Origin of the sequence: Thalassospira xianhensis MCCC 1A02616, assembly GCF_003326475.1 — a bacterium.
Classification (GTDB): domain Bacteria; phylum Pseudomonadota; class Alphaproteobacteria; order Rhodospirillales; family Thalassospiraceae; genus Thalassospira; species Thalassospira xianhensis.
The window spans coordinates 1-14441 of record NZ_JPWA01000059.1; the positions used below are offsets into that span (position 1 = coordinate 1).

A 14441-nucleotide genomic window follows, 5' to 3' on the forward strand; every position below is an offset into this window, starting at 1 on the left:
CCTTGGCCTGTGCGGCACGGCTGGCCTGTGCGCGGGTCGGCGTTGGCATGATGCCCGCGGGCAGGGGCGGCTGTTCAGGCGTTTGATTCTGCGACGAATTCTTTTCAATGATCGGGCGCGGTGCATCCGGATTGGGCACGGCAATCCGTTTGGGGGTGATCCGCATTTGTCCGTCACGCGCCGGTTCGGCAGCAGGCGATGCCACGGGTGCAGGTGGTGGCGCGATCATCTGATCGGCCTTGGCCCGCACCGGCACGACCTGAATCTGCCCGTTGGCAAGGGCAAGGATCGCATCGGCCCGCAAAAGAATTTCGCGTTCATGACTGACGATAAAGGTCGTGATCCCGGCCCGGCGCACGATGTCAATCAGCGCACTGATATGACCAACACCATTGTCATCAAGCGCGGTTGTCGGCTCATCAAGCAACAACAGGCGCGGGCGCCCGAACAGGGCAGCGGCAAGGGCAATCAACTGGCGCTGCCCGCCCGAAAGGTTGCGCCCGCCCCGTTCAACCCGGGTTTCATAGCCATCGGGAAGATCAAGGATGAATTTGTGCGCACCCGCAAGCTCGGCCGCCTGAATGATGTCGCGCATTTCGGCATTGCCAAGACGCGCGATATTTTCGGCAATCGTCCCGGGAAACAGGAACGGGTTCTGCGACAGATAACCAACCTGCGGGCCAAGTTCACCGCGATCAATGCGCGATGCTTCGATCTCGTCAAGTTTGACCGATCCCGATCCGGGCACCCAGATGCCCATGATCAGCTTCAAAAGCGCGGTTTTACCCACCCCGTTGAACCCGGCGATGGAAATCACCTGCCCCGGTCCGGTCTTGAAGGAAAATCCCTTGAACAGGACGTTTCGGCTGCCCGGTGGTGCAAAAACCAGCCGGTCAACAGTCACCGACATACCGCGCCCGCGTGGCAGCGGGGCCGTATTCGTCTGGCGTTTATCCAAAAGGATCTTGTTAAGCCGTTCGAACGAATTGCGTGCCGAATTCCAGCTCCGCCATGCCGAAACCGCCCCATCAAATGGCGCCAGCCCGCGCATCCCCATGATCATGGAGGCCACCATGATCCCGATCGTGATGCTCTCAGTCAGCACCAGATAGGCGCCAACCCCGATAAAGCAGACCTGCATCGCCAGACGGATGAAATGCGAAAGCGTGGTCGAGGTTCCCACCCGGCGGCTGGCCTGACCTTCCCAATACAGTGCATCGGACTGGTCCGCCTGCCAGCGCTGGCGCGCGGACGGGGTCATGCCCATGGCTTCCATCGCCTCGGCATTGCGGATATAGGTTTCTTCCTGCGCGATGCCCCGGTTCTGGCTTTCTTCGGACCGGTCGACGGAAATCTTTGCCGCCGCCTCGTTGGCAATCGCAATCAGGATCAGGATCGCGGCCCCGGCACAGGCGACAAGTCCAAGACGGGTATCAAAGATGAAAACCACACCGATATAGACCGGCGCCCACATGAAATCGATCAGGGTAAAGGGCCCCGATCCGGTCAGAAACCCGCGCAGACCATAAAGATCGCGCAACGGTCGCTGACGCATATTGTTGCCGCGTGCGGCCTGCTGCACGACATGGGCAAACAGATCGCCGCCAAGCCGAAGATCAAGTGCGGTGCCAACCCGGATCAAAAGGCGGGAACGCAACTGTTCCATCGCCGCGATGAACACCAGGACAAGACCGATACCAAGGGTAAGCAACAGCAACGTATCGACACTGCGGCTGGAAAGGACACGGTCAAATACCTGCATCGAATAGATCGGGATGACCATGTTCAGCATGTTGATGACCATGCTGAATCCGCCGACAAGGGCAATCGACCGCCAGAACACCCGTTCCAGCGGGGTCCGATCCCCTTCCCGTGTCGCGCCCGCCTTGCGGACCGACTGGATTTTGTCCAGCAGGGTCATTGCGTTCCTTCCCGAAACCCCGTTCGCAGCAAGTCTTGTATCATATCAAATATGGTGCACGCGCCAAACGCCCCGCGACAAACCTGTTACGAGCCACCTATCCGATTGCATAAGCACTATTCTAGGGCAACATATAAGGATGTGTTAACAAATTAAGGAAGTTCAACGATTTGCGGGCAATAATGCCGCCTTTCGCACGTCACCCGATGCGATCATTGGCTGCGAATCCGGACCCGCCCGCAACGCCCTGCCATCGAACCGATGGCCGCAATTCACGGGCAACATACTGGAAATCATCCATTTTCCGGTTTGAATTGCGCGATCTCAAATCCATACCACGGCTTTTGACATAACCTTGACACCACCTGCCGGGAAATTCTCTGCCCTTGCTGTTCCGGCGCAAAGGAACAACTTTTCAAACAGGGAAAAAGAATCGGTAAACCGCATGGAAAACGACGAAAACAACCAGTCAGATCTCCCCGGCTTCCTGCAACGCTTTCTTGCCATCAGTCCGGGGGGCGCTTCGCACACCTTTCCGTTGATGGCCTGCATGGCGGGTGTTCTTGCAGCCTGCGCATGGATGCTGGGCGGATTGTCGATGGCGATTTCGGCTGCAATTGCGGTTGCGCTGATGCTGATGCTTGCCCCCATGGTTTCGCCCGAAATCCTGATGAAGCTTCTGCGTGCCCGGCCACTCGATAGCGGATCATTCCCCGCCATTCACGAAATGGCGGCCATGCTGGCAAGGCGTGCCGGGCTGGATTACCTGCCCAAACTTTTCCTTCTGCCGGGCAAGGGGGTCAATGCGATCACCACCGGCACGGCCGAGGACACCACCATCGCGATATCAAGCGACGCCCTGCATGACCTTTCCCCGCGCCAGATGCGCGCCCTTCTGGCGCACGAGATCGCCCACGCATGGCATGGCGATACCCGCATCCTTCTGATGACCGATGTGCTGTATCGCGCGACCTGGACGGTGGCCCTATTCGGGTTGATGGTTTTCATCTTTGGCGATCTGAACCCGCCAGCATGGATGATCATCATTTTCGGGGCTGTCCCCACGATCAGCTTCCTGTTGCAGCGCGCAGTAATCCGGGATCGTGAATTCATTGCCGATCACGGCGCAAGCGACCTTCTGAACGGCCCCGAAGACATGATCGATGCGCTTTTGCATATCGATCAGATCAATCGACGCCGCCTGCGCCTGATCGCCTATCGCAGCACGCAACCGCCATCCCTGCTTGATACCCATCCCTCGGTCGGTGCCCGCATCCGGGCATTGCGCGACCTCAAACCGGGCACATGGCAGAAATTCTTTGAAAACCGGCGTCCGCCCGGCGCAAACTAGCCCAACCTGACAACAACGACGTGCTTCTTTCATGCCGGTATCACCCAAACCCGATCAGGAACTTGGTCCCTGCCCGATTTGCGGGCGGATGATGGTCGCAGGCGACAGTGTCGACCGGCATCACTGGACACCAAAATCAAAGGGCGGCACGGATACCGAATGGCTGCACCGCGTCTGTCATCGCATGATCCATCGGCTGTTTGATGAAACGACGCTGGCACGCGATCTCAATACACCCGAAAAAATCATCCCCCATCCCGACATGCAGACATTCATCCGATGGATACGTAAAAAGCCCGTTGATTATATCGACTGGCCGGAAAATGCCGGACGATACGGGCGCAATCGCAGCCGCAACCGTTAAAATCACGAAAACACGTAACAGGCCGATTGCATTTTGCAGCCGACATAAAGGTTTACCTTGCGCGGCCGGGCCGATATACGGCCCCAGTTTTGCGGCGACAAACACCGCTGCAATTGGCACTATGAAGACCAATCACCCCCAAGAACGGACAAAGGAAACCAGATGCCAAGCCTCGACATGCTGAGCGAACTGATCCCGGCCTTTGTCACGTTATTTGTGATCATCGACCCGATCGGGCTGGTGCCGGTCTTCATCGTCCTCACACAGGGGACCGATACCAGACATCGCCGCCGCATGGCGATCCGGGCCTGCATCGCAAGCTTCCTGATCCTTGCCGCCTTTGCCGTTATCGGCGAAAGCGTGCTTGGCATTTTTGGCATACATATGCCGGCCTTCCGGATTGCCGGCGGAACACTTCTGTTCCTGATCGCGCTTGAAATGCTGTTTGAACGCCGCAGCCAGAAACGCAACCAGCGCGCCGAACAGGTTCATCAGGAACTTGAAGACGAACACGAACTTGATCAGCAGATCACCGATGCCAAACCGGCACAGGCAGAAGACGAGCCCGACGACATTTCGATCTTCCCGATGTCGATCCCGTTCCTTGCCGGCCCCGGTTCCATCGCGACCGTGATGCTGCTAATGGGCAAATATGAAAACAGCGTGGTGATGCAGGTCAGCGTCGTCGCGGTTGTCGGCCTTGTCATGCTCTGCGCGCTGACCATGTTCCTGCTGGCCAATCTGGTCGCCAAACGCCTGAGCCCGACGGTCGCCACGGTTATCTCCCGCCTGCTCGGCATGATCCTGGCCGCCCTTGCGGTCCAGTTCATCATCGATGGCATCAAGCAGGCGTTTTTCTGACTACAAAAACTTGCCCAGAAAATGAGAACCAGCTCAGTAGTCCACGTCCTCATCTATATGTCCTTAGGACATATAGATGAGGACGTGGTATGTCAATCCCATCAAGGCAATCAGTTAACAAAGCTTGACTTTACCGCTCACCACATGTATATGTCCTTAGGACATATACATGTGGTGAGCAGATGAACTTCACTGATGCACTAGAAGAAGCACTACTAGCCCGTGACTTACCTATTATAACTTTCTATGACTTCTTCGTTCTTGGCGAACGGATCTTTTTTACCAAGAAATGGGGAGAACATTTTTTAAAACGCTTGCCTCACAACTGGGACTACCCACGCGCTCGAAATGCAATCAAGCGAATGGAAGAACGTCAAGCACTTGTGCCAGATTCAAACTTTCGCTCATTTGTATGGCGCGTAACCCAGTCAACCAGAGCAGGCAGCGCAGAAGAAATTATCTGCATTTCTGATCCATTTTCATATGTCTCCCACTTATCCGCAATGCACAAATACGGCCTCACAAACAGAAGCCCGGAGGCTCTTCAAATAACCACCCCAAAACGCAAGCTTTGGAATTCAATGCAAGAAGAACGCATCAAGAAAGACCTGCCATCACTTGCCACCTTTGAACCAAAGCTGATGTTTCGCCCTCACTACAACGAGTTTGTACGAAGAAGAAAAGTAAGCACACACACAACCAGTTCACCTTGGAAACCGGCTAAACTGGCTGGTGAAGAAACACGCATCACGACAATTGGACAGACCTTCGCCGATATGCTGCTTCAACCGGCACTATGCGGCGGCATGAGGCACGTGCTGGATGTTTGGGCCAAAGAAGCCACCATTTGGGCAGACGAAATCATTGAAGCCATCAATAAGCACAAAAGCAAAATAATTAAGGTTCGCGCTGGCTATATCTTCACTGAGGTCTTGGAAATCACAGACCCCAGAATTACCCTATGGAAAACAAATGCCCAAAGGGGCGGCTCGCAGAAACTCGACCCGGAAAATGATTACAGCGCAAATTATTCCGAAACATGGATGATTTCAATCAATGTCGACTGAAGCAGAGGCACCACAATCAACGGGATACCAGAGAGTTGATGTAGACATCCGAGGATGGGTCGAAAGCTCTAGACAAGACCCGTCACTGTATCAGAAACGACAAGTTACTGAAATTGCACTAACCGCGATCGGGTTATCAAGCACACTAAACCAGCAACTGGTACTGAAGGGCGGAGCTGTAATGGCACTTGCCTTTAAAAGTGACCGCGTCACTGGGGATGTGGATTTTTCCGCGATACCCGAACCCAAAGAGCTAGAAGCGATATTAGTCGGTGAACTTAACAACCACCTCCCCAAAGCAGCAATTAAACTGAATTATCCAAGCCTGATCTGTAAAGTTCAATCGGTTAAAAAGCTCCCCAAGCCATTGAATTTCGAAGAACATCAGTTTCCAGCGCTCCTCATCAAGATTGGGTATGCCACTCGAGGATCGAAAGACGAAGCAAAGCTCGCCGAAAACAGATCAACCAACACCTTGGAACTTGAGATCAGCTTTCGGGATCAAGTTTATGCCTTTCAGGAACTCAACCTGACAGAAGGCATGGCTGCGATTAGAGCATTCACAATACACGAACTGATAGCAGAGAAACTTCGCGCTTTAATCCAGCAACCAATTCGAAACCGCTCTCGCAGGCAGGATGTCTATGACATCTCTTATCTTATAGAAACGAACCAGCTTAGTGACCTCGACTTACAAGAAATACATCAAACACTGCTGCAAAAATGTGAGACCCGCGGCATTACTCCTATGCCAGACACAATGGACGACCCTGAGATACAATCTCGGGCTAAATCCCAGTGGCATACGCTGGCATTGGAGTTAGCAGAACTTCCACCATTCGAGGAATGCTTCAAAAAGATGCATTCTCTGTACAAATCACTACCTTGGGATAATTGAAACAAGTCAATCCCAACGCTTTGCTGCACGCAGAATGGCGTAGGCTTCGATCTGGTAATGGTCATATAGCGCGATGCTGTCGCCACACTGACCAAACGCATTGACGCCACGCGGGGCGACCGTGATCTCCCGCCTGCTCGGCATGATCCTGGCCGCCCTTGCGGTCCAGTTCATCATCGACGGCATCAAGCAGGCGTTTTTCTGATCGACACCTTCGACGTTAGCTAGCCTTTCAGACCGGCATGAGCCAAAGCAGCAATAAGGTCCGTTCGGGTGACAATGCCGATGATCCGGTGATCTTCAAGGACCGGGACAGCATCACATGCCCCATCCGCCATCAGGGGCAGCAAGGCGGCAATCGGGGTGTTGGCCGTTGCCCGCGGCTCTGTCACCGACATGATTTCGATGGCCCGGATCGGGACATTGCGACGGCGATCAATCAGGCGCGCCATCGCCGCCAACAACCCGCGATCCAGACGAAGGGCGTCTTCGGTTGCACGCCGGATCAGATGGATCTGGAAAATCACGCCGATAAAACGTCCGTCATCCTGAATAACCGGCAATGACGTAAACCCGTGGCGACGGAACAGGTCGGCGACCTCGCTAAGCGGGGTCTGGGCATTCACCGTCACCAGATCGCGCGACATGATCTGACCGGCCGTGATCGGCCCGGCGCGATGGGCGGCGACCTGAAATTCAGCCGCCCCGATCAGGCGCGCGAGGTCTTCGACACCAAGGTTCAGTGACTGGCGATATTGCTGCAAAATCGTATTCAGCTCCCCCTCGTCCAGACCAAGCCGTTCAATCGGGGAACGGTCCGTTGTCTGATAGGGGCCTTTGTCATCAAAGTGCCGCAGCGGATATTTCCGCCCGGTTGCCCGGGCATACAGCACCGCCGTCAAAACAAGAATGGCCGTGATTGCAGCAACCGGTGTCAGGGCGAACCGAAAGCCAAGCTCGTTTGCGATATCCGGGTTCATCGCAACAACCATCGCAACCGCCCCGCCCGGCGGATGGACCGCACGCGCCAGGATCATGACCGTAATGGCAAGCCCGACAGCCACCGCCACCCGCAAAACCGGATCAGGGATCACATAGCAAACGGCAACCCCGGCAAGGGCGGCGACAGAGTTGCCGACAATCGCCGACCACGGCTGCGCCAGTGGGCTGTTTGGCACGGCAAACAAAAGCACCGATGACGCCCCGAACGGCGCAATCAGATAAAGCCCCGCATCCTGCAGATCAAGGAACGACAGAACAAAACCGGCAATCCCCAGCCCGATCAGCGCCCCGAACCCGGCACGGATGGCTTCCTTATGCGTGCTGGCCGGTATCGCCGGATAAAGCGCGCGAAGATTGCGAATTTTCATAGGATTGGTTCATTTCCGGCCCATTATTGAACATTTCATTATTGTTCAATTTTTTATAAATGCGATTTTTTCTAGTATTTGTAATTCGCATCCCCGTCAATATCGGCAGCCGATAAACGCCAAACAAAAAGGAGGGCACCTGGCCCTCCTTTTGAACTTTTACCAGCAAGGCCCTTGATCGCAACACCCTGCAAAAGGCGGGATCGCACCCTCACCAGATGGAAATATTACTGCGCGGTCAGAACATATCCAGCATAGGCGACAAGCATCACAATGCCGATCCCCCGCCCGACAGTTTGACGGCGCAACAGCAAAGTCAGAACCAGCGACGCCGCGATCATGATCGGCAGATCGAAGGTCAGGAAACGGCTGGCAACCGGGATCGGGGCAATGATGGCCGTCAGGCCAAGAATACCCAGAATGTTGAAAATGTTCGATCCGACGATATTGCCGATGGCAATTTCCGACTGCTTGCGCAAGGCCGCGATTAACGAGGTCGCCAGTTCCGGCAGGGACGTCCCCACCGCCACAACTGTAAGCCCGATAAAGGCTTCTGACACGCCAAAGGTCCGGGCAATCGTCACCGCCCCATCGACCATGAAACGCGCGCCGAACATCAACGCCACCAGCCCGCCAATCACCCAGATCAGCGACAGCCACAAGCCACGCGCCGGAACCGGCAGATCACCCCCATCGGCAAGTGGCGCATTGGGCGCATTGCGCGACTGGCGATAGGCAAACACGAGGTAAGCAACAAGCGATGCAAACAGGATCCCCCCGGCAACGCGCCCCATCATCCCGAAGGCAAAGATCGGCACAAGGATAATCGCGGCTGCCATCATCACCGCCGTATCACGTTTCAACGTATCGCCAGAAACCCGGATCGGCCAGACAAGGGCCGACACACCAACGATCAGCAGAATATTGGCGATGTTCGATCCAACAACATTGCCAAGTGCAATATCGGAAACCCCGCGCAACGCGGCATCAACCGAAACCAGCAATTCCGGGGTCGATGTGCCAAAGCCAACCACGGTCAAACCGATCAGAAGCGGCGGCATCGCCAGACGTTGCGCGATCCCGACACTGCCACGCACCAGCGCCTCGCCCCCGAAAAACAGACCGGCAAGGCCCGCCAGCAACATCAGATATTCCATAAACAAAGCCCCCAAAATGCGCCAATGATCAATATTGTCACAGCATACAGCGCGCAGATGTGTGTGCGCCCTGGGGCCAGCGCAAGTGACCCCGATTACATTTCCGCCCGCAAAGCAAAACGGCCGGGAATTTCCCGGCCGTTAACGCAGATTTCCAGATGGATATCAATCCCAGCGTTTGGTCGCGCGGATGATCGCATCGGTGTCGATCTGATAATATTTATAAAGATCAATGCTGTCACCGCACTGGCCAAACGCATTGACGCCAAGCGGGGCGACCGCGTGACCGCGGACCGAACCAAGCCACGCCAATGCCGCCGGATGACCGTCGATCACGGTAACAAGGCGCGCATCGGATGCCAACGGTTTCAGAAGGTTTTCGATATGGGCCATGCGACCATCGGCCTTTCCTTCAAGCCGCGCCCGTTCCAGATCCTGCCATTCGTTATAAAGCCGGTCGGTCGAGGTCACCGCCAGAAGGCCAATCCCCGGATGATCGGCTTCAAGTTTTTCCCATGCGGCAATGGCTTCGGGGGCCATTGCCCCGCAATAGGCAATCGCCATTTTGCAATTTTCGCCCGGTTCACGCAGCCAGTAACCACCCGAGACGATTTCGGATCTGGTGGCCTCGGAAAGATCACGTTCCGGCTGTGCTAACGGCTTGGTCGACAGGCGCAGATAAACCGATCCGCCGTCGGGATTTTGCAGATGATCAAATGACCAGCCCATGATGGTCGCAAGTTCGTCGCCAAAGCTTGGCTCGAAACTGGTCAGGCCGGGCTGCCCCATGCCGATCATCGGGGTTGAAATCGACTGATGCGCACCCCCTTCGGGCGCCAGCGTAATACCGCTTGGCGTGGCGACAACCATGAAACGCGCATCCTGATAACAGGCATAATTCAGCGCATCGAGGCCACGTGCAATGAACGGATCATAAAGCGTCCCGATCGGAAACAGCCGCTGCCCAAACAGGCTGTGCGACAGGCCAAGGGCGGCAAGGTTCAAAAACAGGTTGTTTTCGGCAATGCCAAGTTCGACATGCTGGCCTTCGGGCGATCTGATCCATTTCTGGGCCGAGGGCACCTTGCGTTCGCGGAATTCATCGGCAAGATTTTCGCGCGCAAACAGCCCGCGCTGGTTCACAAACCCGCCAAGGTTAGTGGACACCGTGACATCGGGCGATGTGGTGACGATCCGGTCCGCCAGATCGCTATCCTTCATTTTCGCAAGCTCGTTCAGGATTTTGCCAAACACTTCCTGCGTGCTCGATGTATCAACCCGCGCATAAGGCATCTCGGGAATGTCGATCACGGTCGCGAGCTTCTTGCGCGATTTGCCGTCATTAAACGGTGCTGCATCGATATAGGCACGCACCTTGTCCTCGGCCACGTCAAGACCGGCGGCATAATCCCATTCCTGCCCGTCCTGGATATTGTTCTGTTTTTTGAACGCATCCATCTGGGCCACATTCATAAGGCCCGCATGGTTGTCCTTATGCCCCTGAAGCGGGGTGGCATAACCCTTGACCGTATAGGCGATAAAGATCGTCGGCTTGTCATTGGGAACGGAATCAAACGCATTCAAAACCGCTTCCATGCAATGCCCGCCCAGATTGGTCATCAGGTCATGCAGGGCATCGTCATCATAATCGCCAAGCAGACTTGCCAGCGCATTGTCGCCCGGCATATCGCCAAGGATCTGTTTGCGCCATGCCGCACCCCCCTGGAAAGTCAGGGCGGAATAGACATCATTCGGTGCCTCGTTCAGCCATTTTTTCAATGACCTGCCACCCGGCTTGGCAAAAGCATCATGCAGCTTGCGGCCATATTTGATGGTGATCACGTTCCAGCCGACCGCCCGGAAAAACCGGCCGATCACGCGGAACAGATGCGCATCGATCATGCCGTCAAGGCTTTGACGGTTGTAATCGATCACCCACCAGACATTGCGAATATCATGCTTCCAGGTATCAAGAAGCGCCTCATAGATATTGCCTTCATCAAGCTCCGCATCGCCAACAAGCGCAACCATGCGACCGGGCTGCTCGCCACGCGGCAGCATATCCTTGTAACGCAGGTAATCCTGCGTCAGTGCGGCAAAGTTCGTGACCGCCGCCCCAAGCCCGACCGATCCGGTCGAAAAATCGACAACATCGCCATCCTTGGTCCGCGACGGATAGGATTGCGCCCCGCCAAATGCGCGGAAGTTTTCAAGCTTTTCCCTGGTCTGGCGACCAAACAGGTAATTGATCGCATGGAAAACCGGCGAGGCATGCGGCTTGACCGCCACCCGGTCCTGCGGGCGCAGGACGTTGAAATAAAGTGCTGTCATCAATGTGGTCATCGATGCACAGCTTGCCTGATGGCCGCCGACCTTGATGCCATCGCGCTTCGGGCGGATATGGTTGGCATTATGAATGGTCCAGCTTGATAGCCAGCGCACCTTTTTCTCAATCTGGCCCAGCATCTCAAGATCCTTGGCCGCCACGCGCCCGGTCGAGGTTGCTTCGATCATTTCGCCAATTTCAGGTGTGCTGTTTTGTGCTGACATCTTTATCTCGCCTCTCGCTGGCGTTTCGGCCCGGTTGCACCGGTATTGCCGCACGCCTTATTTCGGTATGGATTTGCGTATTTTTGCTGCTACGAAGCGCCAATCAAGCGAAAGCAACAAAAATCGCAGGATTGACGAAACTTTCAAAAAACCCTCGTTCAGCCCACGCAAGTTTTCTGAAATTCGTCGAATGTGGCACACAGGCCCGGAATTGATTTCTGGCTGTCTTCAATCCCGATTCGGGATGCCTTAGAGCCTTTTCCGTTTAGATTGAACCGTTTTGCCGGAAGCATTCTTCTGTCCTGCAAGGAAAGGATCGCAGAGCGTAGCGGGGCTACGGTCAAGATCCTTGACGCTGCGGGGCAGAAGAATGTCCCGGCCCGAAGGGTTCGGGTTTGGCGACGTTTCGCTACGTTACACCGCTTGAATGATGCCCCGCATCGCCCTTGCGCGCTGTGCCTTGCAAAACCGTTCGCCAAACACGAGCAAAATCGCTTCAATCTAAACGGAAAAGGCTCTAACCCTGCCAAGGCGGTTGCCGCATGGCGTGGAACGGCACCCACACCATGCGCAACCTTATGCGGACCGCAAATCGTTTGGGGGATTTGCAGTCCGCCTCCCTTATTCGGGAAATGCCTGAAAATGCCGGATTATTCAGCGGCAATCGCCATCTGATCCCCGTCCAGCGCCTGTTCAAGATCGGCAAGAATATCGTCGATGCTTTCAAGACCGGCGGACAGACGGATCAGGCCATCGGTGATCTGATACTCCGCGCGTTCTTCGGGCGTATAGGTCGAATGGGTCATGGATGCCGGGTGCTGGATCAGGGTTTCGGCATCGCCAAGGCTGACCGCGCGCGTGATCATGTTAAGACCATTCATCAGCTTGCGGCCCTCTTCGATCCCGCCTTTAAGTTCAAACGCGATCATGCCGCCAAAGCGGGCCATCTGCTTTTTCGCCAGTTCATATTGCGCAAAGCTTTCAAGACCGGGATAGAAAACCTTTTCGACCTTCGGGTGGTTTTCAAGGAAGGCCGCGATTTTTTCGGCATTGTCGCAATGGCGTTCCATGCGAAGTTCAAGCGTCTTGAGCCCCCGCATCACCAGATTGGCATCCTGCGGCGACAGGACCGCACCGGTCATGTCTTTCAGGCCGACAAGGCGAACCTGTTCAAGATCTTCCGCACGGCCAATCACCGCCCCCGCCGTCAGATCCCCATGACCGCCCAGATATTTGGTCGCCGAATGCACGACAATATCAGCCCCCAGTTCAATCGGGCGCTGCAGATACGGCGTGCAATAGGTGTTATCCACCACGACCTTCGCACCATGTTTATGGGCGATGTCGGAAATGGCTTCGATATCGACCAGACGCATATTGGGGTTGGCCGGGGTTTCGAAATAAACGATTTTGGTTTTGTCCGAAATCGCCTTTTCAAGCTCCTTCGGATCGGTCAGATCGACATGGGTATGTTTGACCCCGAATTTCTCAAGCCCGTGACGGAAATAGGCAAACGTGCAGCCATAAAGGGTGCGATCGACAATGATCTCGTCGCCCGGCGCAATGAAGGTCCAGAAGACCGACGTAATCGCCCCCATGCCCGATGCGGTTGCAAGGGCCGCTTCACCGCCCTCAAGCACCGCCAGACGGCTTTCAAGAAGGGCCAGCGTCGGGTTGCCGATCCGCGAATAGATAAAGCCCTGTTCTTCACCGGCAAACATCCGCCCGCCCTGCTCGGCGGTTTCGAATGCGAAGGTGGAGCTCATGTAAACCGGCGGGTTCAGCGCGCCATTATGGCTTTGCGGATCATAACCATGATGGATGGCGCGGGTGGCAAAACCGGATTTGGTGCGACGCGGATCAGACATGAAAGGCTCCCGTTGTTTGAAGTATTCTGCCTCCATAACCGCAAGGCCCGTGCCAGAATTGAAAACCCTGTCATTTCAGATACTTGGTAAAAACCTGCATCGCCCGAGTGTAAACTTAAGTTTACGAAAACCTTTCCCAACCGCGGCATTTCGCCAAAACCACTGGAAAACAGTCCCTTACGACTGTATAGTTTTCGTTACAGTGTAAACATTTCGGTACATCCATGCGTTTTGAAATCACCGGGGAAAACAGGGTCGGCATCACGCGGGACGTCGTCAATGTGCTGGCGGATTTCAAACTCGATATCCGCGCCTTTGAGGTCACAACCCATCATATCTTTGCCGATATCCCGGCAATCCGGCCGGAACGTTTTCCGCTTCTGGCCCATCGTTTGATGCAGTTACCCGGCATCGAGGACGTCAAACCGATTGATCGCCTGCCGACCGAACGCAGGCGCGCCCAATTGCACGCAACCCTTGCCGCCCTTGGTGATCCGGTGATCGCGGTGGATGCCAACGGCCTGATCGCACAGGCCAACCCCGCCGCGCAAAATATCGCAGGCTCCCCCGATGCCCCGCTGCGTGACCGGCCCTTGGCCGATTTCCTGACCGACCCGGATATTGATGATCTGCGCCAAAGCCATTTCCGCCTGCCGGAACGCGAGGTCACACTGGGCGGGCAGACCTATCTGCTACAGGTCGAACCCATCGGCCATGTCGATGACGGCACCGATGCTGCCGATGATGAACCATGGGGCGGGGTCATGGTGTTTCATCGGGCCGCACGCCTTGGCCGCGTCATGACCGCCCTTCAGGATCGCAGCCACACCGGATTTGACGACATCATCGGCCAAAGCAAGGTTCTGACACGGGTCAAGGCACAGGCAAAAAGACTGGCATCGGTCGATGCCCCGCTTCTGATCCTCGGCGAAACCGGCACGGGGAAGGAGCTTTTCGCCCGCGCCTGCCACCGGGCCAGCAACCGGGCCGATCAGCCATTTCTGGCGCTCAACTGCGCCGCCATGCCCGAAGGC

Annotated in this window: 13 protein-coding genes; 7 read left to right on the forward strand and 6 right to left on the reverse strand. The window is 55.7% G+C overall.

Annotation, left to right across the window (positions count from 1 at the left end):
* The coding region (locus TH5_RS24235; RefSeq protein ID WP_114124020.1) for a type I secretion system permease/ATPase at positions 1–1921 on the reverse strand (1921 nt) is incomplete at its 3' end.
* A gap of 445 nt (positions 1922–2366) precedes the next feature.
* Here TH5_RS24235 and TH5_RS24240 point away from each other — a divergent pair.
* The 5 genes from TH5_RS24240 to TH5_RS24260 all read left to right on the forward strand — a co-directional run bounded on the left by TH5_RS24240 (position 2367) and on the right by TH5_RS24260 (position 6462).
* On the forward strand, positions 2367–3272 hold the full coding sequence (locus TH5_RS24240; protein ID WP_062960657.1) for a M48 family metalloprotease: 906 nt from the start codon (positions 2367–2369) through the stop codon (positions 3270–3272).
* A 31-nt stretch (positions 3273–3303) separates the two neighbouring features.
* Positions 3304–3636, forward strand: coding sequence for an HNH endonuclease signature motif containing protein (locus TH5_RS24245; RefSeq protein WP_244205026.1), 333 nt, complete (start codon positions 3304–3306; stop codon positions 3634–3636).
* Between the two features lie 162 nt (positions 3637–3798).
* Positions 3799–4497 carry a MarC family protein gene (locus TH5_RS24250; RefSeq protein WP_244205027.1) on the forward strand — a complete coding sequence of 233 codons (699 nt, stop codon included), beginning with the start codon at positions 3799–3801 and terminating at the stop codon, positions 4495–4497.
* A gap of 182 nt (positions 4498–4679) precedes the next feature.
* Positions 4680–5564 carry a type IV toxin-antitoxin system AbiEi family antitoxin domain-containing protein gene (locus tag TH5_RS24255; RefSeq protein WP_114124021.1) on the forward strand — a complete coding sequence of 295 codons (885 nt, stop codon included), beginning with the start codon at positions 4680–4682 and terminating at the stop codon, positions 5562–5564.
* Positions 5554–6462, forward strand: a complete 909-nt coding sequence (locus TH5_RS24260; protein ID WP_114124022.1) for a nucleotidyl transferase AbiEii/AbiGii toxin family protein — start codon at positions 5554–5556, stop codon at positions 6460–6462. Before TH5_RS24255 ends, TH5_RS24260 begins: the two co-directional genes overlap by 11 nt.
* Before the next feature lie 6 nt (positions 6463–6468).
* Here TH5_RS24260 and TH5_RS25730 read toward each other — a convergent pair whose 3' ends face one another.
* Positions 6469–6606 (reverse strand): hypothetical protein, encoded by a 138-nt coding sequence (locus TH5_RS25730; RefSeq protein WP_167443659.1) that lies wholly within the window; start codon positions 6604–6606, stop codon positions 6469–6471.
* On the opposite strand from TH5_RS25730, the gene TH5_RS26025 reads away from it, so the two are divergent.
* Positions 6605–6667, forward strand: a complete 63-nt coding sequence (locus TH5_RS26025; RefSeq protein ID WP_244205028.1) for a hypothetical protein — start codon at positions 6605–6607, stop codon at positions 6665–6667. The genes TH5_RS25730 and TH5_RS26025 overlap by 2 nt on opposite strands.
* A 19-nt stretch (positions 6668–6686) precedes the next feature.
* Here the strand turns inward: TH5_RS26025 and TH5_RS24270 are convergent, their stop codons facing one another.
* From TH5_RS24270 to TH5_RS24285, 4 genes are all read right to left on the reverse strand, one after another.
* Positions 6687–7832: an HPP family protein gene (locus TH5_RS24270; protein ID WP_114124023.1), complete on the reverse strand. Its 1146-nt coding sequence runs from the start codon at positions 7830–7832 to the stop codon at positions 6687–6689.
* Between the two features lie 227 nt (positions 7833–8059).
* On the reverse strand, positions 8060–8989 hold the full coding sequence (locus TH5_RS24275; protein ID WP_114124024.1) for a calcium/sodium antiporter: 930 nt from the start codon (positions 8987–8989) through the stop codon (positions 8060–8062).
* 165 nt (positions 8990–9154) lie between these two features.
* A complete protein-coding gene (locus TH5_RS24280; protein WP_114124025.1) occupies positions 9155–11539 on the reverse strand; it encodes a transketolase in 2385 nt (794 codons plus the stop codon).
* A 650-nt stretch (positions 11540–12189) separates the two neighbouring features.
* Entirely contained in the window at positions 12190–13407 is a 1218-nt protein-coding gene (locus TH5_RS24285; RefSeq protein WP_114124029.1) for a methionine gamma-lyase, read from the reverse strand.
* Between the two features lie 224 nt (positions 13408–13631).
* Between TH5_RS24285 and TH5_RS24290 the strand changes: the two genes are divergently transcribed.
* Positions 13632–14441, forward strand: an 810-nt coding sequence (locus TH5_RS24290) for a sigma 54-interacting transcriptional regulator (RefSeq protein ID WP_114124026.1), incomplete at its 3' end; no start/stop codon positions are given.

Coding starts and splice junctions, on each gene's coding strand:
- TH5_RS24260 (WP_114124022.1), top strand. CDS start 5,554: ATGTCGACTGAAGCAGAGGCACCACAATCAACGGGATACCAGAGAGTT.
- TH5_RS24255 (WP_114124021.1), top strand. CDS start 4,680: ATGAACTTCACTGATGCACTAGAAGAAGCACTACTAGCCCGTGACTTA.
- TH5_RS24285 (WP_114124029.1), bottom strand. CDS start 13,407: ATGTCTGATCCGCGTCGCACCAAATCCGGTTTTGCCACCCGCGCCATC.
- TH5_RS24270 (WP_114124023.1), bottom strand. CDS start 7,832: ATGAAAATTCGCAATCTTCGCGCGCTTTATCCGGCGATACCGGCCAGC.
- TH5_RS24240 (WP_062960657.1), top strand. CDS start 2,367: ATGGAAAACGACGAAAACAACCAGTCAGATCTCCCCGGCTTCCTGCAA.
- TH5_RS24250 (WP_244205027.1), top strand. CDS start 3,799: ATGCCAAGCCTCGACATGCTGAGCGAACTGATCCCGGCCTTTGTCACG.
- TH5_RS25730 (WP_167443659.1), bottom strand. CDS start 6,606: ATGCCGAGCAGGCGGGAGATCACGGTCGCCCCGCGTGGCGTCAATGCG.
- TH5_RS24245 (WP_244205026.1), top strand. CDS start 3,304: ATGCCGGTATCACCCAAACCCGATCAGGAACTTGGTCCCTGCCCGATT.
- TH5_RS24275 (WP_114124024.1), bottom strand. CDS start 8,989: ATGGAATATCTGATGTTGCTGGCGGGCCTTGCCGGTCTGTTTTTCGGG.
- TH5_RS24280 (WP_114124025.1), bottom strand. CDS start 11,539: ATGTCAGCACAAAACAGCACACCTGAAATTGGCGAAATGATCGAAGCA.